This window comes from Solicola agrisoli, from assembly GCF_049059935.1.
Lineage (GTDB): Bacteria > Actinomycetota > Actinomycetes > Propionibacteriales > Nocardioidaceae > JAURVT01.
Window position 1 is genome coordinate 115576 of sequence record NZ_JBMGQR010000001.1, and the last position, 17234, is coordinate 132809.

Consider the following 17234-nt stretch of genomic DNA (forward strand, 5'->3'; position numbering starts at 1 on the left):
TCAAGCCCGTGGGGTGCTGGGCGCCGCGTCCGCCAGCCGCCGCGCCAGGTACGGGGCGGTGACGCCCACGCCGGCGCGAGCCAGGTCACGCGGCGTGCCGGTGGCGACGACCTGGCCGCCGGTGTCGCCGCCGCCGGGGCCCAGGTCGACCACCCAGTCGACGGTGGCGATCGTGTCGAGGTCGTGCTCGACGAGGACGACGGTGTTGCCCGCGTCGACGAGGCGGTGCAGCTGCCCGATGACCACCGCGGCGTCGGCTGGGTGCAGGCCCGTGGTCGGCTCGTCGAGCAGGTAGAGCGTGTGCCCGGTGGCGGCGCGGTGCAGCTCGGAGGCCAGCTTGATCCGCTGCGCCTCTCCGCCGCTGAGCTCGGTCGCCGGCTGCCCGAGGCCCAGGTAGCCCAGGCCGACGTCGCGCAGGGCGGCGAGCACGCGCGCGGCGGCCGGCACCGCGGCGAACAGGTCCGCAGCGGCGTCCACGGGCAGCGCGAGGACGTCGGCGATGCTGCGTCCGTCGTACCTCACCTCGAGCGTCTCGTCGTCGTACCGGGCGCCCTTGCAGGTGCTGCACGGCGCGTCGGTGCCGGGCAGGAACAGCAGCTCGACCGACACGGTGCCCTCGCCCTTGCACGTCTCGCACCGGCCGCCGGGGGTGTTGAACGAGAAGTGGCCGGCGCCCCAGCCCCGCTCCCGGGCGAGGTCGGTGGACGCGAAGAGCCGTCGGACGACGTCGAACAGCCCCGTGTACGTCGCCAGGTTCGACCTCGGGGTGCGGCCGATCGGGCGCTGGTCGACCACGACCACCCGGTCGAACGACTCCAGGCCGTGGGCCGTGCGGAGGTCGGCCGCGTCGTCGGCTCGCTCGTCCGGGGCTCCGGCGAAGCCGTCGTCGCCGTCGTCCTCGTCCGGCTCGTCGGGCGGCTCGTGCACGCCGAGTCGGCGGCGGACCGCACCGGCGAGCACCTGGGTGACGAGCGTCGACTTGCCGGCGCCGGACACCCCAGTGACCGCGGTCATCGCGCCCACGGGGAGCCGCACCGACGCGCCGTCGATGTTGTGGCGGGTGATCCCCTCGAGGTGCACCCACGTGGACGCCGCCCGCGGCTCGCGGGGACGCTGCCGGAGCCGGCCGAAGAGGTAGTCGCCGGTCGGCGAGGCGGTGACCGACTCGAGGCCGTCGACGGCTCCGCTGTACAGGACCTTGCCGCCCCGGTCGCCCGCGCCGGGGCCGATGTCGACGATCCAGTCGGCCCGTCGCACGACGTCCATGTCGTGCTCGACGACGAACAGCGAGTTGCCGGCGGCCTTGAGGTCGGCGAGCACCGTCAGCAGCGGCTCGACGTCGGCCGGGTGCAGTCCCGCCGAGGGCTCGTCCAGGACGTAGACGACGCCGAACAGCCCCGACCGCAGCTGCGTCGCGAGCCGCAGCCGGTGGGCCTCGCCCGAAGACAGGGTGGTCGAGCTGCGTCCCAGCGTCAGGTAGCCCAGCCCCAGGTCGACGAGCACCCGGAGCCGCGCGACGAGGTCGTCGGACAGGCGCGCGGCGGCCTCGCCACGCTCGGCCGACCCGTCACCGTCGAGCTCGTCGGCCAGGTCGGTGACCGTCATCGCGCTCATCTCGACGATGCTCCGGCCCCGGTAGGTCACCGCGACGGCCGCGGGACGCAGCCCGCTGCCCCCGCAGGCCGGACAGGTGCTGGCGCGGACGAACGCGAGCATCTTCTTGCGCATGGCGTCGCTGCCGGTCCTGGCCAGGGTGTGCTGCACGTGGGTGCGGGCGCTGCGGAAGGTGCCGTGGTAGTCGCGGCCTCCCCCGCCGTCCTTGTCCTTCGGCCGGATCAGCACCGACGGCTGCTCCTCGGTGAACAGCACCCACTCGCGGTCGGCCGCGGGCAGGTCCGACCACGGGACGTCGACGTCGATCCCCAGGTTCTTCACGACGCGCCGCAGGTTGTGGCCCTGCCAGGCCCCGGGCCAGGCCGCGATCGCGCCGTCGCGGATGCTCAGCGACGGGTCCGGGACGAGGAGGTCCTCTGCGACGTCGCGCGTGACGCCCAGGCCGTGGCACCGCTCGCACGCGCCCGCGACGGTGTTGGGCGAGAAGGCCTCGGCGGGCAGGTGGTCGGCGCCGTCGTACTCCCCCGCCCGGGAGAACAGGATGCGCAGCAGGTTCGACATCGTGGTGAGCGTGCCCACCGTCGAGCGGGACGTGGCGGTGCCACGTCGCTGCTGCAGCGCCACGGCGGGCGGGAGCCCGGTGATCTCCTGCACCTGCGGCGCGCCGGTCTGCTGCAGCAGCCGCCGGGCGTACGGCGCCACGGACTCGAAGTAGCGGCGCTGCGCCTCGGCGTACACGGTGCCGAACGCCAGCGACGACTTGCCCGACCCCGACACCCCGGTGAACGCGACGAACGCGTCGCGCGGGAGGTCGACGTCGACGCCGCGCAGGTTGTGCTCGCGCGCGCCTCGTACCCGTACGTGACCCTGCGAGCTGTCCACGACGGCCACGATGCCTCACCGCGGGCGACCCGCGCCCGACGGGTCAGCGCGCCGCCGCGTGAGTCCGGGTGGTGAACGTGGACCGGTAGGCGTGCGGCGAGGTCTGCAGGTGGCGTCGGAACTGCTTGCGCAGGTTGGCCGCGTTGCCGAGGCCGCTGCGCTCGGCAACCGCGTCGACCAGGAGGTCGGTCGTCTCCAGCAGCTGCTGGGCCCGTCCGACCCGGCGCGTGATCAGCCACTGGTGAGGGGTGGTGCCGGTGACCGCGGCGAACCGTCGGGCGAAGTGCCGCTCGCTGGTCGCCGCCTGCCGGGCGAGGTCCTCGACGGTGAGGGGCTCGTGGAGGTGGTCGTGCATCCAGGCGAGGGTGGCCGAGAAAGGGTCCTCGTCGGGCGGCGGAGGCATCGGGGTCTCGGTGTACTGCGCCTGGCCGCCGTCACGGTGCGGGGGCACGACGAGGTCGCGGGCCAGTCGGTTGGCGACCCGTGCGCCGTGGTCGGTGCGCACGACGTGCAGGCACAGGTCGATGCTGGCGGCGCTGCCGGCGGAGGTGAGGATGTCGCCGTCGTCGACGTAGAGGACTGACGGGTCGACGGTGACCTCGGGGTGCGCGGCGGCGAAGGTGGCGCAGTCCTGCCAGTGGGTCACCGCGCGACGGCCGTCGAGCAGTCCCGTCCTGGCCAGGACGAACGCGCCGGTGCACAGCGACACGACCCGGGCTCCGCGGTCGTGCGCCCGCCGCACCGCGGCAAGCGTCCGCTCGGGCACCGTCGTGGGGTCCTGGCACGGCGGCAGCACCACGACGTCGGCCCGGGCGAGGCTGGCCAGCCGGCGCGGGACGTCGATCGTCAGACCGTGGTCGGTCACGACCTGCGGCTGCTCGCCGCACACCTCCACCCGGTACACCGGCGGAGCGAAGTCGCCCTGCTCGTCGCGCACGCCGCGGTTGCCGAACACCTCGCACGCCGCTGCGAACTCGAACAGCGACAGCCCGTCGTAGACGACGACCGCCACGGACAGGCGCGTGTCGGTTTCGGATCGCATGACGGCAATACTGCCACTATCAGACGCCGTGGGACCAGACCACGATGGACCCATGTCCACCATCGACGACACCACCACCTCGACCAGGAGCCCGGGGACGACGTGGCTCGATCGCATGCTCGCCCGGCTGCACGCCCACGGCCTCGACGCCCGACTCGCCCACGACGCAGACCCCGACGCCAGCCCTCTCCTCGCCGCGCGGGCCGCGTGGCTCGTGTCGACGCGCCATCGCGCCGGGCTCGCCGACGAGTGGCTACAGGTCCTGGGCAGCACGCGCGGCACCGGCGCGGTGCTCGACACGCGGGCCCCGGTCGCAAGGGCGGCGGTGCGGGCGGCGGCACCGCAGATCACGGCGCTCGCGGACGCCCTGCGCGGCCCGTCACCGGTCGACGTCGCCACGGTCGCCCGGGCCCGCAGGCTCCTCACCGACGGCACCAGCGCCGTCTACGCCGGAGGAGACCTGGCCGCACAGGTCGCCGTCCTGACACGTGGTTGACCTCGGTGTCCTGCCGGGCTTCGTCGCGGCGATCCTGCTGTTCCTGGTCCCACCGGGGCCCGACATGGCCTTCATGGTCGCTGTCGGTCTCGGGGATGGCCGGCGGGCCGCGGCGCACGCGATCCTCGGCATCGGCGCCGGCATGACGGTCCACGCCGCCGTGGTCGTTGTGGGCGTCGGGCAGGTCGTCCAGTCACACCCCGGGCTCCTCGACGCGGTGAAGGTGCTCGGCGCCGTCTACCTGCTGCGACTGGCGTGGGTGACGGTGCGTGGAGCGCGCGGCAGGGGCGCCGCGCCGGGCCCGGGGTCGGTCGTACGGCCGTTTCGGCAGGGCGTGGTCGTCAGCCTGACGAATCCGAAGGTGCTGCTGTTCTTCCTGGCCGTCCTCCCGCAGTTCCTCGGCGGTGCCTCCAGCACGGCGGCGCAGCTGGCCATGCTGGGCTCGGTCAACGTGCTGGCCGAGGTGCTGCTCTACGGTGCCGTCGGCGTGCTCGCCGGTGGCCTGCGGTCGCGCCTGGTCGACGCGCGGCGCGCAGGCACGTCCGTGAGCCTCCTGGCAGGTGCCGTTTACGCGACCCTGGGGGTCGTGGTGCTCGCGGAGGTGCTGGTCGCGAGCTCCACGGCTTGACCGTGCGGTCGGTGCGGTCAGGCGCGGTTCCAGAGCTGGTGGGTCAGACCACTGGCCGACGTCACGGACTCGACCGTGAAGCGGTCCTGCAGACCCTCCATCCCCTCCCACAGGGACACGCCGCGCCCCAGGACGACGGGCACCACGACCAGGTGCATGACGTCGACGAGGTCGGCCTCGAGGAACTGGCGGACCGTCGACGGTCCGCCACCGATTCGGACATCCTGCCCGTCGGCCGCGGCCAGCGCGAGCTCGAGCACCTCGGCGGGCGACCCGTCGACGAACCGGAAGCTTGTCCCGTTGTCGAAGTCGAGGTCGGGGTGCGGGTGGTGGGTCAGGACGTAGACCGGCGTGCGGAACGGCGGCTCGTCGCCCCACCAGCCCCGCCACCCGTCGTCGGGCCAGGCGCCGGACTGCGGACCGAACTTGCGGCGGCCCATGATCTCGGCGCCGATCCCGTGGCCCCACGTGCTCGTGAGCACCCGGTCGAGCGTGACGGGGGCGTCCACCGCGCCGATGCCGTCGATGAAGCGGCCGTCGAAGGACGCGAACAGCTGCCCGGCACCGCCGATGGGTTCGGCCAGCGTCACGTGCTCGCCGGCCGCGTAGCCGTCGAGCGAGACGTTCAGGTTGTGGACTCTGGTGCGGGCCATGGTCACCTCTCGGGCGGGGACGGACGTCGAGCGCGGCCCCGGTCGATCGACCCGGCCCTCGCCTGTGACTACGATCACACACCCCGCCGACAGGCCGGGACCGCGCGAGGAGGCACTCCATGCACGACCTCTCCCCCCGTCCGGGCGACCTCGACCCCATCGAGACCGCCTCGATCGACGAGCTGCGGGGGCTGCAGCTCGAGCGGCTGCGGTGGTCGGTGCGTCACGCGTACGACCACGTGCCGCACTACCGCACGACGTGGGACGCAGCGGGCGTCCACCCGGACGACGTCACCGACCTGTCGGACCTCGCGCGGCTGCCCTTCACCACCAAGGCCCACCTGCGCGACAACTACCCGTTCGGCATGTTCGCGGTGCCGCGCGAGCAGGTGGCGCGGGTGCACGCGTCGTCGGGCACCACCGGCAAGCCCACCGTCGTCGGCTACACCCACGACGACCTCGACACCTGGGCGACGGTGATGGCCCGCAGCATCCGCGCGTCCGGCGGCCGCGCGGGCCACCTCCTGCACAACGCCTACGGCTACGGCCTGTTCACCGGCGGCCTCGGCGCGCACTACGGGGCCGAGCGCCTCGGGTGCACCGTCGTGCCCGTCTCCGGCGGCATGACCGAGCGACAGGTGCAGCTCATCGGCGACTTCCGTCCGGACATCATCATGGTCACGCCGTCGTACATGCTCTCGGTCGTCGACGAGATGGAGCGCCAGGGCATCGACCCGCGCTCGACGTCGCTCCAGGTCGGGATCTTCGGCGCCGAGCCGTGGACCAACGACATGCGCCGCGAGATGGAGGAGCGTCTCGACATGCACGCCGTCGACATCTACGGGCTGTCCGAGGTGATGGGGCCCGGCGTCGCCAACGAGTGCGTCGAGACCAAGGACGGCCTGCACGTCTGGGAGGACCACTTCTACCCCGAGGTCATCGACCCGGTCACGCTGGAGGTGCTGCCCGACGGCGAGAAGGGCGAGCTCGTCCTCACCTCGCTCACCAAGCAGGCCATGCCGGTGATCCGGTACCGCACCCGCGACCTCACCCGCCTGCTGCCGGGGACCGCCCGGACCATGCGCCGGATGGAGAAGGTCACCGGCCGCACCGACGACATGATCATCCTGCGCGGCGTGAACCTGTTCCCCACGCAGGTCGAGGAGCTCATCCTCTCCACCACCGCGCTGTCACCGCACTTCCAGTGCGTGCTCGACCGCGACGGCCACCTCGACGCGATGACCGTGCTGGTCGAGCGCCGGGAGGCGGCGTCGCCGTCGGTCGCCACCGAGGCCGGCCACCGCCTGCGCGAGCAGGTGAAGAGCTCGATCGGCGTCACCGTCGACGTCGAGGTGGTCGACCCCGGAACCGTCGAGCGGTCCGTCGGCAAGATGCGTCGCATCGTCGACCGCAGGCCGTCGCGCTAGGTCGTTGCCCGCACGCGAGGAGCGTGCGAGACTCGTTACCGACCGATCGGTCTGTAAATGCTCGGACGCGAGCACCTGGAGGTTCGATGTCGCCCACCACCGAGACGCACCCGGACGAGGCGGAGCTGCTGGCGTCGTTCGACCGCACCCTCGCGCGCCACGACCGCGTCGAGCCCCGCGACTGGATGCCCGAGAAGTACCGCTCCACGCTCGTGCGGCAGATCGCGCAGCACGCCCACTCCGAGATCATCGGGATGCAGCCCGAGGGCAACTGGATCTCTCGCGCCCCCTCACTGCGGCGCAAGGCGATCCTGCTGGCCAAGGTGCAGGACGAGGCAGGCCACGGCCTGTACCTCTACTCCGCCGCCGAGACGCTCGGCGTCTCGCGCGACGACCTGACCCTCAGGCTGGTCGAGGGCCGGCAGAAGTACTCCTCGATCTTCAACTACCCGACGCTGTCCTACGCCGACGTGGGGACGATCGGCTGGCTCGTCGACGGCGCGGCGATCTGCAACCAGGTGCCGCTGTGCCGCACGTCCTACGGCCCCTACGGCCGCGCGATGATCCGGATCTGCAAGGAGGAGTCGTTCCACCAGCGCCAGGGTTACGAGCTGCTGTCGACGATGATGCGCGGCACCGACGAGCAGCGCGCGATGGTGCAGGAGTCGGTCGACCGGTTCTGGTGGCCGGCGCTGATGATGTTCGGCCCGCCCGACGACGACTCCCCCAACACCGCGCAGTCCATGGCCTGGGGCATCAAGCGCGACACCAACGACGAGCTGCGGCAGAAGTTCGTCGACATGTCGGTGCCGCAGGCCGAGGCCCTCGGCGTCACGCTCCCCGACCCACAGCTGGCCTGGAACGCCGAGCGCGGCCACCACGACTTCGGCCAGCCCGACTGGGACGAGTTCCGCGCCGTCGTCGCCGGGGGCGGCCCGTGCAACGCCCAGCGCGTCGCGCACCGCCGTCGCGCTCACGAGGAGGGCGCGTGGGTCCGCGAGGCCGCCACGGCGTTCGCGCGGCGTGAGCAGGAGGCGTCGTGAGCGACGAGGGCGCCCCGCGCGGCGAGTGGCCGCTCTACGAGATCTTCGTGCGCGGCAAGCGCGGCCTGAACCACGTGCACGTCGGCTCCCTGCACGCCGCCGACGACCAGATGGCCCTGCGGCACGCCCGCGACGTCTACACCCGCCGCAACGAGGGCGTCAGCATCTGGGCGGTGCGCGCCGACGCCGTGGTGGCGTCGAGCCCGGACGAGAAGGACCCGCTGTTCGCGCCCGCCGGCGACAAGGTCTACCGGCACCCGACGTTCTACGCCATCCCCGACGACGTCCCCCACATGTGAGCGTGAGATGACCGACCACGACAACGTCTACGACGGCCTGCTCGGCGGCGACGACTCCCAGTGGGCGTTCGGCACCGACTTCGAGGACCCGCTGGCCGGGGTCGACACCACGATCCCGGACGGCGTCGACCCCGCCGCGCTCGCCACCTACTGCCTGATGCTGGGCGACGACGCCCTGGTCTACAGCCACCGCCTCGCCCAGTGGGCCAGCAACGCGCCCGACCTGGAGGAGGACATCGCGCTTTCCAACATCGCGCTCGACCTCCTCGGGCAGGCGCGGTTGCTGCTGGCACGCGCGGCCGCGGCCGACCCCACCCAGGTGCCCGCGATGCCGGCCGGCTCGCCCGTGCCAGCCGAGGACGCGCTGGCGTTCTTCCGCGACGAGCGGCAGTTCCGCAACGTCCGGTTCGTCGAGGCCGAGAACGGCGACTTCGCCGTCACCATCGCGCGCCTGCTTGTCTTCTCGACCTACCGACTGACGCTGTTGCAGCGCTTGGCCGGCAGCCGCGACGCCGTCCTGTCGGCCGTGGCCGTCAAGGGGGTCAAGGAGCTGACCTACCACCGCGACTACGCGGCCCGCTGGTTCCTCACCCTCGCCCAGGGCACCGAGGAGTCGAGGCGCCGGCTGCTCGACGCGCTGCCGCTGGTGTGGGCGCTGCACGACGAGCTGTTCCGCTCGCACCCGGTGGAGGCCGCCGTGGCCGAGCAGGGCGTCGGCGTCGACCCGTCGACGGTCGCCGACGAGGTCGACGTCCTGCTCGAGCAGCTGCTGTCGGTCAGCGCCGTGGAGCGCCCCGCCGTGGCTCAGGTCGGGCCGGTCGACCGCGGCACCGGCCGCGACGGCCGCCACAGCGAGTCGATGGGACGCCTGCTGGCCGAGATGCAGGTCGTGGCGCGCGCCCACCCGATGGGCCAGTGGTGACCGCCGCCGCGGCCACGGGCACCGCCTGGGACGTCGCCGCCGAGGTCACCGATCCCGAGATGCCCATGCTCACGCTGGCCGACCTCGGCGTGCTGCGCGACGTCCGCGTGGACGGCGACGCCGTGACGGTCACCATCACGCCCACCTACTCGGGCTGCCCGGCGATGGCGACGATGCGCGACGACCTCGTCCACCGGCTGCGCGACCACGGGTTCGACGACGTCCGGGTGCAGGTGAGCCTGACCCCCGCGTGGTCCACCGACTGGATCACCGACCGCGGCCGGCGGGCCCTGGTCGAGCACGGGATCTCCGCACCCGGCCCGGCCGCTGCGCACGACGGCCCGGTCGCCCTGACGCTGATCCCCACCCGTCGCGCGCTCACCTGCCCGCGGTGCGGGTCCGACGACACCAGGCTCGTCTCGGAGTTCGCGTCGACGGCGTGCAAGGCCCTGTACCGCTGCGCGGCGTGCCTCGAGCCGTTCGACCACGTCAAGGAGCACTGACGTGGCGTTCCACGAGCTCACCGTCGCCCGCGTCGAGCACCTCACCGACGACTCCGCGGCGGTCACCTTCGCGGTGCCCGACCACCTGCGCGACGACTTCGACTTCGCCGCCGGCCAGTCGCTCACCGTGCGTCGCGTGGTCGACGGCCAGGACCACCGCCGCTCGTACTCGATCTGCGCCCCGGCCGGGTCGCCGCCGCGGGTCGGCGTCCGCGTCGTCCCGGACGGGATGTTCTCCACCTGGCTGGTCCGCGACGTGCGGGTCGGCGACACCGTCGAGGTTCAGACGCCCACGGGCAGCTTCCGCGCCGACCCCGCCACCGGCGGACGGCACCTGTGCGTCGCGGCCGGGTCGGGTATCACGCCGATGCTGTCGATCGCGTCGACCGTGCTCACCCACCCCGACGCGCGGGTCACGCTGCTCTACGGCAACCGCACGACCGACACGGTGATGTTCGCCGAGGAGCTGGCCGACCTCAAGAACCGTCACGGCCACCGGCTCGACCTCGTCCACGTGCTGTCGCGCGAGCCCCGCGACGTCGAGCTGTTCTCCGGGCGACTGGACGCCGACCGGCTGCGGCGGCTGTTCGCCACCCTGGTGCCGCTCGACGACGTCGACCACGTCTGGCTGTGCGGCCCGTTCGGCCTGGTCACCGACGCCCGCGAGGTGCTCGACGAGCTCGGCGTCAGCCGCGACAAGGTCCACGTCGAGCTGTTCCACGTCGACGAGCCACCCCCCGAGGTGCACCGGCCGGACGTGGTCGTCGAGGGCGACACCAGCGAGGTGACGATCAGCCTGGACGGCCGCACCACCACCGCCGCCATGCCCCGGGGACGGTCGATCCTCGACGGTGCCGCAGCCACCCGCAACGACCTGCCCTTCGCCTGCAAGGGCGGGGTGTGCGGGACGTGTCGCGCGCACGTCGTCGAGGGCGAGACCGACATGCGACGCAACTACGCGCTCGACGACGACGAGGTCGCACGCGGCTTCGTGCTGACCTGCCAGACGTTCCCCGTCGGCGACCGGGTCGTCGTCGACTTCGACGCCTGAGCAGGTGAGCCCGATGCCCGACGCCGACGCCCGCAGGATCGCCGAGGTCAGCACCGAGCAGATGTGGTCCGCCGACGCCGCCAGCCGCATGCTCGGCATGCAGGTGCGTGCGGTGTCCCCCGGCGCCGCGACGGTCACGATGGTCGTCCGCGCCGACATGGTCAACGGGTGGGACGTCTGCCACGGTGGGCTGATCGCCTCGTTGGCCGACTCCGCCTTCGCGGTGGCCTGCAACTCCCGCGGCACCGTGACGGTCGCGTCGGGGTTCGACGTCGCGTTCGTCGAGCCGGGACGGCTGGGCGACGAGCTCGTCGCGACCGCGAGCGAGGTGGTGCTGCGCGGACGGTCGGGGGTCTACGACGTGAGCGTGCGACGCGCGTCCGACGACGTCGTCGTGGCGGTGTTCCGCGGACGGAGCCGCAGCCTGGGGCGTCCCAACCCGGCGCTCTGACCGGGCCCGTCACCGACCCGGTCGCGGCACCAGCCCGTCGAAGGCCATCGTGGCCACGGTCGAGGCCAGCCGGGCGGGCTCCACCGGGCCACCGACGCGGTACCACTCGACCAGCGAGTTGACGGTGCCGAACAGCAGCCGGCTGATCAGCACCGGGTCGATGTCGTCGCGCAGGCTGCCCTCGGCGACCGCGTCCCGGACGAGCGAGGCGACCTTGTCGTCGATCACGCGGCGCCGCTCCAACGCCGCGAGCTCGACCTCGCTGTTGCCCCGCACCCGCAGCAGCAGCGTGACGGCCGGCAGCTGGTCGGCGAGGATCAGCACCGACTGCTCGACCGCGGTGCGCAGACGCTCGTGGGCGCTGGTGCCGGCCGACGCGAGCGCGACGTCGACCGCCGCGCTGAGCCCGTCGAGCGCCTCGTCGAGGGCCGCGGACAGCAGCGCCTCCTTGCTCGGCACGTGGTGGTAGATCGCGGACTTGCTCAGCCCGAGCTCGCGGGCCAGGTCGCCCATGCTCGTCGCGTCGTACCCCTGGGCGTTGAACAGCTCGACGGCCCGGCGCAGGACGGTCTGCTGGTCGTACCCCGGCCGACCGCGACGCGACGGGGCCGGCTCAGGTGGACCGTCGTCACGCATGGGGCCGATCGTCCCACGCGTGACGGCTACGGCAGCAGCGACAGCACCGCGTCGGCGAACGCCTGGGGGTCCTCCTGCGGCGGGACGTGGCCGACGTCGGGCAGCAGGAGCCGCTCGAACGGGCCGGTGAACCGGTCGTCGTCGTCGGCCGGTCCGGAGCCGTCGCCCAGCCCGTCGGCCCCGCTGTCCAGGACGACGGTGGGCACCGGGATCGTCGGCGACGTGGCGAGTCGTCGCTCCAGGGCCTCGTAGGTCTCGTCGCCGGCGACCAGGCCGTACCGGTGCCGGTAGGAGTGGATGACCGTGTCGACGAAGTCGGGGTTGTGCAGGCTGGGCGCCGACGCGGCGAACGCCTCGGCGGCGCCGGCCCATGCCGGCGACCAGTCGCGCCACAGCAGGGAGCACAGGGCGTCCCGGTCGTCGACGAGCGCGTGGCGACCGCGCTCGGAGTGGAAGTAGTACTGGTACCAGTACGTCTTGTCCGACTCCGGCGAGCCCGGCCGTGCCGAGGCCGCGATGTCCTGGACGTTGTAGCCGCCGACCGTCACCAGGCCGTCCACCCGCTCGGGGAACAGCGCCGACGCGACGCACGCCGCGCGTCCGCCCCAGTCGTAGCCCGCGACGACCGCCCGCTCGATCCCGAGCGCGTCGAGCAGCTCGACGAGGTCCTGGCCCAGCGCGGCCTGCTGGCCCGACCTCAGGGTGCCCGCCGACCGGAACCGGGTCGGCCCGAAGCCCCGGAGGTACGGCGCGACGACCCGCGCCCCGGCGTCCGCGAGCCGTGGAGCCACCTCGTCGTAGCACCGCACGTCGTACGGGAAGCCGTGCAGCAGGACCACGGGCGGTCCCCCGGGGTCGCCGACGGTCTCGTAGCCCACGTCCAGGACCGGTGTCGTCGTCCGGTGCACCGCGCTGATCGGCATGCCTCACCCTGGCACGGGCGTTTGACGGCGGGCACCCCACCGGCGCACACTGGTTGAACCTTCAATCGAAAGCCGCACCGCATGCACCGCGTCACCTCGCTCCCCCACCTGCTGCTCGGATGGGTCGTGACGCTCGCGGGCGTCGCGCTGGTGCCGCTGCCCGGACCGGGCACCGTGGTGCTGGTCCTCGGCGTGGGGCTGCTGTCGTCGCACTACGCCTGGGCCGAGCGGGCGCTCGCGCCCCTGCGCGACCGGGCCCGCGCCGCGGTCGCCTTCGGCGTGGCGACGCGGTCGAGGATCGCCGTGTCGCTCACCGGGGTGCTCGTGGTCGTCGCCCTCGGTGTCCTCTGGTGGGTCGACCCCGCCATCCCGGCCGGCCGGCTGCTCGGCGTGCCGGTCGGCGACCACCTCCCGTTCGGGGGCACGTGGACGGCCGTCGGTCTGTGGGCGTCGGCGGTCACCAGCGGAGCCCTGGTCGTCGGCAGCGCGCTGGCCGCGCGTCCGTCCACCTCGCGCGCCTGCCGCGGCTGCACCGCCTGACCTCGCGCGCCGGGCTCAGCGGGCGGGCGGACGGTGCCTGAAGACGTTGGCCCGCAGCGCCCTCGGCAGCGGCCCGCACCGCCCCTCGACCCAGCCCACGAGGGCGTCGACCTGCTCGGGGCGGACCACCTCGCCCAGCCAGGTGTCACGGTCGGATCGCCGGCGTCGCAGGTCGCGCACCAGCACGACGTTGCTGCGCTCGCAGACGCCCAGGCAGTCGACCACCCGCACGCGCACGCGGTCGTCGGCCGTCGCGAGCAGCGCGGCCCGGTGCGCCTCGTGGTCGACGCCCGGGTGCTTGCGCGTCGTCCCGCAGCAGCAGTCGTGGCACACCGTCACGCTGACGTCGGGCGCCCGCCCGCTCACGGGACGAGGTCGACGTCGGGCCGGATGTCGGTCGCGGGCACCAGGTCCTGCTCCTCCAGCGACGACCGCAGCTGCTCGGCGGCGTCGATGTTGAGCGGGCCGCTCACCCAGGCCGCGTACGGCAGGTTCAGGAAGCGCCCCTCGCGGACGGCCGGGAGGTCCCGGGTGCTCGGGTTGCTGCGCAGCACCTGCACCTTCTCCTCGAACGTCTGGCCGGGGTAGTCCACGAACGCGACGTAGTCCGGCTGCGACGAGACGACCCGCTCCCACGACACCGTCGTCCAGGTGTCCTCGAGGTCCTCGGTCGCGTTGCGGGCCCCGGCGGCGTCGATGATGGCCTGGGGACCGCCGAACGACCCGCTGGTGAACGGTGCGGTGGTGCCCGAGTCGAACAGGAACACCGTGGGTCGCTCGGTCGCCTGGGGTGCCGACTCCAGCTTCTCGAGCCGCTCGTCGATGTCGGCGACGCGCGCCGCCGCGCCGTCCTCGTGCCCGGTGATCCGGCCGAGGTTGGTGAGGTCGGTGCGCAGCGCGTCCCACGGCGGCACCGTGCCGCGCGCCTCGCCGTCGCCCTGGCGGCAGGACTCGGTGAGCGTGTAGGCGGCGATGTCGCGGTCGGCGAGCGCGTCGGGCGTGAGGTTGTCGTCCTCGTTCCAGCCGTAGTTCCAGCCCGCGAACACCACGTCGGGACGCGTGGCGATCACGTTCTCCAGGGTGGGGCTCTTCTCGGTGGCCACGGGCAGCGCGTCGACGACGTCGGCCCCGTAGGCGCGCTTCAGCACCTGCTCGTCGTCGTTCAGGCCCGCGATGCCGGCGACGTTGGCCGCCGCGCCGATGGACAGCACCATCGAGATCATGCCGCCGTCGTAGACGTAGAGCCGCTCGGCCGGCTCAGGGAACGCGGCCTGCCGGCCGCAGTTGTCGAGCGTGACGGTCGCCGACCCGGCGACGTCGTCGTCGCTCCGCCCGCCTCCCCCGCAGGCGGCGGTGGTGGCGAGCAGCCCGATCAGGGCGGCAGCGGCCAGGGTGCGGCGGGACGTCGTCGTCATCGGTGGGTCTCCTGGGTCGGTCGGGCGGGTGACGTGACGGGTCGGCCGGGGCCGACCACGAGGTGCTGGTGGCCCTGCTCGTCGAGCAGGTGGGTGGCGCGCACGCCGAAGACGTCCTGGACGGTCCGCGCCGTGAGCGCGACCTCGGGCGGTCCGGCGGTCAGGACGCCGCCGTCGTGCAGCACCACGACGTGGTCGAAGTGGGAGGCGGCCAGGCCGAGGTCGTGGATCGCGGTGAGCACGGTGCGTCCGGTGGCCCGCAGCTGGTGCAGCAGCTCGACCTGGTGCCGGACGTCGAGGTGGTTGGTGGGCTCGTCGAGGACGATCAGGTCGCAGTCCTGCACGAGCCCGCGCGCCAGGCTCACGCGGCGTCGCTCGCCGCCGGACAGGTCGGCGCACGCCCGGTCGACCGCGTCGGCCATGCCCACCCGGTCCAGCGCCTCGAGCGCGAGGCGTCGGTCGTCCGCGCCGCGGGACCACGGCGGCCGGTAGGGCAGCCGTCCCAGAGCGACGAGCTCGCCCACGCGCATGTCGGCCGGCGGCTGCTCCTCCTGGGCGACGTAGGCGATCTCGCGGGCGCGCTCCCGCGCCGACATGCCATGGACGTCGCGTCCGTCGATCTCGGCCCTGCCGGACACCGGGGCGAGCAGGCCCGAGAGCGTGCGCAGCAGCGTCGACTTGCCCGACCCGTTGACGCCCACGACCGCGACCATCTGCCCGGTGCCGACGTCGAGGTCGACGTCGTGCAGCACGGTGCGTCCACCCACCGCGCAGGCGAGGGACCGTGCCCGCATCGCGACGGCGTGGGCGCTCACGACTCGCCGCCGAACCGGTACTGACGACGGCCCAGGAGCACCAGGAAGATCGGCGCGCCGACGATGCCGGTGACGACGCTCAGCGGCACCTCCTGCGGGCTGACGGCGGTGCGCGCGACGACGTCCACCCACAGCAGGAACAGCGCGCCGGCGAGGGCGGCGAGCGGCAGCACCGCACGGTGACCGGTGCCGACGACCAGGCGCGCCAGGTGCGGCACCACCAGACCCACGAACCCGATGCCGCCCGAGACCGCGACGAGCACCCCGACCAGCACCGCGCTGAGCACGAACAACGTCACCCGCAGCGCACGCACGGGGACCCCCACGGCGCTCGCGGTGTCGTCGCCGGTCGCGAGCGCGTCCAGCCAGCCGTGCAGCCCCAGCACCACGACGGTCGCGACGAGCACCGCGACGACGGGCGGCACCAGCTGCGCCCAGGTCGACCCGGCCAGTGAGCCGAGCAGCCAGAACAGCACCGACTGGGTGGCCCGCGGCTCGTCGCTGAGGAACACCAGGAAGCTCGAGACCGACGAGAACGCCGACGACATGACCACGCCGGTCAGCACGAGCCGCAGCGGCGTCAGCCCGCCCTGCGCGATCGAGATGCCGAACACCAGGACGGACGCGGCCAGCGCGCCGAGCAGCGCACCCACCGACAGCGCCCAGACGCCGAGGCCGCCGAGCACGCCGAGCGCGATCACGAGGGTGGCGCCGACGCCCGCGCCGGCCGAGACCCCGAGGAGGTACGGGTCGGCCAGGGGGTTGCGCACCAGCGTCTGCATCGTCGCTCCGGCGATCGCCAGGCCCGCCCCCACCACCATCGACATCAGCACCCGCGGCGCGCGCAGCTCCCACACGATGGCGTCGTACACGGGGTCGTCGCCCGGCCGGCCCTGGAGCAGCCGCGACTGCAGGACGTCGACCACCCCGGACGGGCGCAGCGGCTCCGAGCCGAGCCCGAGCGAGACCACCGCGGAGAACGCCGTCAGCGCCACCATCGCGGCGTACAGCAGCACGACGCCGGCGCGCCGCGCGGCGGTCGGTGGGCGGAACGGGGCCACAGTGGCCATGACGGGGTCTCGAATCGGATCTGGGGCCCGGTTCGCGGGGCCCGACGGTCACGTCGAGCCAGCCGGTCTTCGGACTCGGGATCGACCCGGCGGGACACCTTCCCGGGCTTGTCGCCCAGTGGCACGTCGTCCCGCCAGTCACCCTCACCGCTGCGCGTCAGCTCCGGATTCCCACCGGATTCCCGCACACCCACAGGCGTGTTCTGGCTCGGCCCGGACGCTAGCACACCGTCGCAGGGCCTACCCTGTCGTCGTGCCCACGCCTGCGAACCCGACGTCCGGCGCCCTGCGCTGGGCGCGCGCGTCGTTCGTGGCCGCGGCGACGGTGGTCGTCGCGGTGCTCGCGCACCACCTCGCGGGCGGCATGGCGGCCCCGACGTGGGTGCTCGCCGGCGTGGTCGTCGGTGCGGCCGTGCTCGCGCACCGGCTGAGTGCGCACCGGTGGAGCACCCGCGAGCTGGTCGCGGTGTTCGTCGCCGCCCAGGGGGCGCTGCACCTCGCGTGCACCCTCGGCGGACCGATGCCGATGGACGGCGCGCCGTCCGCGCCGCTGATGCTCGCCACGCACGCCTGCGCGACGGCGCTGTCGGTCGCCGCGGTCCGTCACGGCGAGGCGGTGCTGTGGTCGCTCGTCGAGGTGCTCGCCATGCGGCCGGTGCTCGCGCTGTCGTCGCCGGCCGGCGTGCCCGTCGTCGGCCCGCGCACCGCCGCGGCCACCACGCGCGACCGTCGCCTGGTGTCGCAGGTCCTGCCGCACGTCGCACCGGTCCGGGGCCCGCCGGCCTGACCGGCACCGCGCGTCGCGTGGTGCCCGCACGCCCTCA

The 17234-nt window shown here is 73.6% G+C and carries 20 protein-coding genes and 1 riboswitch; of the genes, 11 read left to right on the plus strand and 9 right to left on the minus strand.

What is annotated here, in order from left to right; genetic code table 11:
* Together ACI6PP_RS00580 and ACI6PP_RS00585 are read right to left on the minus strand one after the other, a co-directional pair.
* Complete coding sequence (locus ACI6PP_RS00580; protein ID WP_421108146.1) at window positions 1-2496, minus strand: excinuclease ABC subunit UvrA; 2496 nt, start codon at window positions 2494-2496, stop codon at window positions 1-3.
* A 43-nt stretch (window positions 2497-2539) separates the two neighbouring features.
* Window positions 2540-3538: a GlxA family transcriptional regulator gene (locus ACI6PP_RS00585; RefSeq protein WP_421108148.1), complete on the minus strand. Its 999-nt coding sequence runs from the start codon at window positions 3536-3538 to the stop codon at window positions 2540-2542.
* Window positions 3539-3590: 52 nt separating this feature from the next.
* Between ACI6PP_RS00585 and ACI6PP_RS00590 the strand changes: the two genes are divergently transcribed.
* Together ACI6PP_RS00590 and ACI6PP_RS00595 are read left to right on the plus strand one after the other, a co-directional pair.
* Window positions 3591-4034 carry a hypothetical protein gene (locus ACI6PP_RS00590; RefSeq protein ID WP_421108150.1) on the plus strand — a complete coding sequence of 148 codons (444 nt, stop codon included), beginning with the start codon at window positions 3591-3593 and terminating at the stop codon, window positions 4032-4034.
* Window positions 4027-4662 carry a LysE family translocator gene (locus ACI6PP_RS00595; RefSeq protein WP_421108151.1) on the plus strand — a complete coding sequence of 212 codons (636 nt, stop codon included), beginning with the start codon at window positions 4027-4029 and terminating at the stop codon, window positions 4660-4662. Before ACI6PP_RS00590 ends, ACI6PP_RS00595 begins: the two co-directional genes overlap by 8 nt.
* Window positions 4663-4679: 17 nt before the next feature.
* Here the strand turns inward: ACI6PP_RS00595 and ACI6PP_RS00600 are convergent, their stop codons facing one another.
* On the minus strand, window positions 4680-5315 hold the full coding sequence (locus ACI6PP_RS00600; RefSeq protein WP_421108153.1) for a dihydrofolate reductase family protein: 636 nt from the start codon (window positions 5313-5315) through the stop codon (window positions 4680-4682).
* Between the two features lie 119 nt (window positions 5316-5434).
* Between ACI6PP_RS00600 and paaK the strand changes: the two genes are divergently transcribed.
* The 7 genes from paaK (at window position 5435) to paaI (ending at window position 11011) form a co-directional block, all read left to right on the plus strand.
* The gene (paaK, locus tag ACI6PP_RS00605) at window positions 5435-6742 is read left to right on the plus strand and encodes a phenylacetate--CoA ligase PaaK (RefSeq protein WP_421108155.1); all 1308 of its coding nucleotides are present in this window, start codon (window positions 5435-5437) and stop codon (window positions 6740-6742) included.
* A gap of 86 nt (window positions 6743-6828) precedes the next feature.
* Entirely contained in the window at window positions 6829-7785 is a 957-nt protein-coding gene (gene paaA, locus ACI6PP_RS00610; protein ID WP_421108156.1) for a 1,2-phenylacetyl-CoA epoxidase subunit PaaA, read from the plus strand.
* Window positions 7782-8084 (plus strand): 1,2-phenylacetyl-CoA epoxidase subunit PaaB, encoded by a 303-nt coding sequence (gene paaB / locus ACI6PP_RS00615; protein WP_421108158.1) that lies wholly within the window; start codon window positions 7782-7784, stop codon window positions 8082-8084. Before paaA ends, paaB begins: the two co-directional genes overlap by 4 nt.
* Window positions 8085-8091: 7 nt before the next feature.
* Entirely contained in the window at window positions 8092-9006 is a 915-nt protein-coding gene (gene paaC / locus ACI6PP_RS00620) for a 1,2-phenylacetyl-CoA epoxidase subunit PaaC (RefSeq protein WP_421108159.1), read from the plus strand.
* Window positions 9003-9509 carry a 1,2-phenylacetyl-CoA epoxidase subunit PaaD gene (gene paaD, locus ACI6PP_RS00625; RefSeq protein WP_421108161.1) on the plus strand — a complete coding sequence of 169 codons (507 nt, stop codon included), beginning with the start codon at window positions 9003-9005 and terminating at the stop codon, window positions 9507-9509. The genes paaC and paaD overlap by 4 nt, the downstream gene beginning before the upstream one ends.
* A gap of 1 nt (window position 9510) precedes the next feature.
* The gene (gene paaE / locus ACI6PP_RS00630; protein WP_421108163.1) at window positions 9511-10560 is read left to right on the plus strand and encodes a 1,2-phenylacetyl-CoA epoxidase subunit PaaE; all 1050 of its coding nucleotides are present in this window, start codon (window positions 9511-9513) and stop codon (window positions 10558-10560) included.
* A 13-nt stretch (window positions 10561-10573) separates the two neighbouring features.
* Window positions 10574-11011, plus strand: a complete 438-nt coding sequence (paaI, locus tag ACI6PP_RS00635; RefSeq protein ID WP_421108165.1) for a hydroxyphenylacetyl-CoA thioesterase PaaI — start codon at window positions 10574-10576, stop codon at window positions 11009-11011.
* A 9-nt stretch (window positions 11012-11020) separates the two neighbouring features.
* Here the strand turns inward: paaI and ACI6PP_RS00640 are convergent, their stop codons facing one another.
* Both ACI6PP_RS00640 and ACI6PP_RS00645 read right to left on the minus strand, forming a co-directional pair.
* Window positions 11021-11647 (minus strand): TetR/AcrR family transcriptional regulator, encoded by a 627-nt coding sequence (locus tag ACI6PP_RS00640; protein ID WP_421108166.1) that lies wholly within the window; start codon window positions 11645-11647, stop codon window positions 11021-11023.
* Window positions 11648-11673: 26 nt separating this feature from the next.
* On the minus strand, window positions 11674-12570 hold the full coding sequence (locus ACI6PP_RS00645; RefSeq protein WP_421108168.1) for an alpha/beta fold hydrolase: 897 nt from the start codon (window positions 12568-12570) through the stop codon (window positions 11674-11676).
* A gap of 81 nt (window positions 12571-12651) precedes the next feature.
* On the opposite strand from ACI6PP_RS00645, the gene ACI6PP_RS00650 reads away from it, so the two are divergent.
* Complete coding sequence (locus ACI6PP_RS00650) at window positions 12652-13110, plus strand: PGPGW domain-containing protein (RefSeq protein WP_421108170.1); 459 nt, start codon at window positions 12652-12654, stop codon at window positions 13108-13110.
* Between the two features lie 15 nt (window positions 13111-13125).
* On the opposite strand, the gene ACI6PP_RS00655 is transcribed toward ACI6PP_RS00650, so the two are convergent.
* The 4 genes from ACI6PP_RS00655 to ACI6PP_RS00670 are packed head-to-tail and all read right to left on the minus strand — an operon-like array spanning window position 13126 to window position 16410.
* On the minus strand, window positions 13126-13476 hold the full coding sequence (locus ACI6PP_RS00655; RefSeq protein ID WP_421108172.1) for a (2Fe-2S) ferredoxin domain-containing protein: 351 nt from the start codon (window positions 13474-13476) through the stop codon (window positions 13126-13128).
* On the minus strand, window positions 13473-14525 hold the full coding sequence (locus tag ACI6PP_RS00660; protein WP_421108173.1) for an ABC transporter substrate-binding protein: 1053 nt from the start codon (window positions 14523-14525) through the stop codon (window positions 13473-13475). Before ACI6PP_RS00660 ends, ACI6PP_RS00655 begins: the two co-directional genes overlap by 4 nt.
* The gene (locus ACI6PP_RS00665) at window positions 14522-15340 is read right to left on the minus strand and encodes an ABC transporter ATP-binding protein (protein ID WP_421108175.1); all 819 of its coding nucleotides are present in this window, start codon (window positions 15338-15340) and stop codon (window positions 14522-14524) included. The genes ACI6PP_RS00660 and ACI6PP_RS00665 overlap by 4 nt, the downstream gene beginning before the upstream one ends.
* The gene (locus ACI6PP_RS00670) at window positions 15337-16410 is read right to left on the minus strand and encodes a FecCD family ABC transporter permease (protein ID WP_421108177.1); all 1074 of its coding nucleotides are present in this window, start codon (window positions 16408-16410) and stop codon (window positions 15337-15339) included. The genes ACI6PP_RS00665 and ACI6PP_RS00670 overlap by 4 nt, the downstream gene beginning before the upstream one ends.
* A 43-nt stretch (window positions 16411-16453) precedes the next feature.
* Window positions 16454-16633: riboswitch (cobalamin riboswitch) on the minus strand.
* A 30-nt stretch (window positions 16634-16663) separates the two neighbouring features.
* Here ACI6PP_RS00670 and ACI6PP_RS00675 point away from each other — a divergent pair.
* Window positions 16664-17197: a hypothetical protein gene (locus ACI6PP_RS00675; protein WP_421108179.1), complete on the plus strand. Its 534-nt coding sequence runs from the start codon at window positions 16664-16666 to the stop codon at window positions 17195-17197.
* Window positions 17198-17234 lie beyond the last annotated feature (37 nt).

Coding starts and splice junctions, on each gene's coding strand:
- ACI6PP_RS00585 (WP_421108148.1), bottom strand. CDS start 3,538: ATGCGATCCGAAACCGACACGCGCCTGTCCGTGGCGGTCGTCGTCTAC.
- ACI6PP_RS00650 (WP_421108170.1), top strand. CDS start 12,652: ATGCACCGCGTCACCTCGCTCCCCCACCTGCTGCTCGGATGGGTCGTG.
- ACI6PP_RS00670 (WP_421108177.1), bottom strand. CDS start 16,410: ATGGCCACTGTGGCCCCGTTCCGCCCACCGACCGCCGCGCGGCGCGCC.
- ACI6PP_RS00660 (WP_421108173.1), bottom strand. CDS start 14,525: ATGACGACGACGTCCCGCCGCACCCTGGCCGCTGCCGCCCTGATCGGG.
- ACI6PP_RS00640 (WP_421108166.1), bottom strand. CDS start 11,647: ATGCGTGACGACGGTCCACCTGAGCCGGCCCCGTCGCGTCGCGGTCGG.
- paaI (WP_421108165.1), top strand. CDS start 10,574: ATGCCCGACGCCGACGCCCGCAGGATCGCCGAGGTCAGCACCGAGCAG.
- paaK (WP_421108155.1), top strand. CDS start 5,435: ATGCACGACCTCTCCCCCCGTCCGGGCGACCTCGACCCCATCGAGACC.
- ACI6PP_RS00645 (WP_421108168.1), bottom strand. CDS start 12,570: ATGCCGATCAGCGCGGTGCACCGGACGACGACACCGGTCCTGGACGTG.
- paaA (WP_421108156.1), top strand. CDS start 6,829: ATGTCGCCCACCACCGAGACGCACCCGGACGAGGCGGAGCTGCTGGCG.
- ACI6PP_RS00590 (WP_421108150.1), top strand. CDS start 3,591: ATGTCCACCATCGACGACACCACCACCTCGACCAGGAGCCCGGGGACG.
- paaC (WP_421108159.1), top strand. CDS start 8,092: ATGACCGACCACGACAACGTCTACGACGGCCTGCTCGGCGGCGACGAC.
- ACI6PP_RS00600 (WP_421108153.1), bottom strand. CDS start 5,315: ATGGCCCGCACCAGAGTCCACAACCTGAACGTCTCGCTCGACGGCTAC.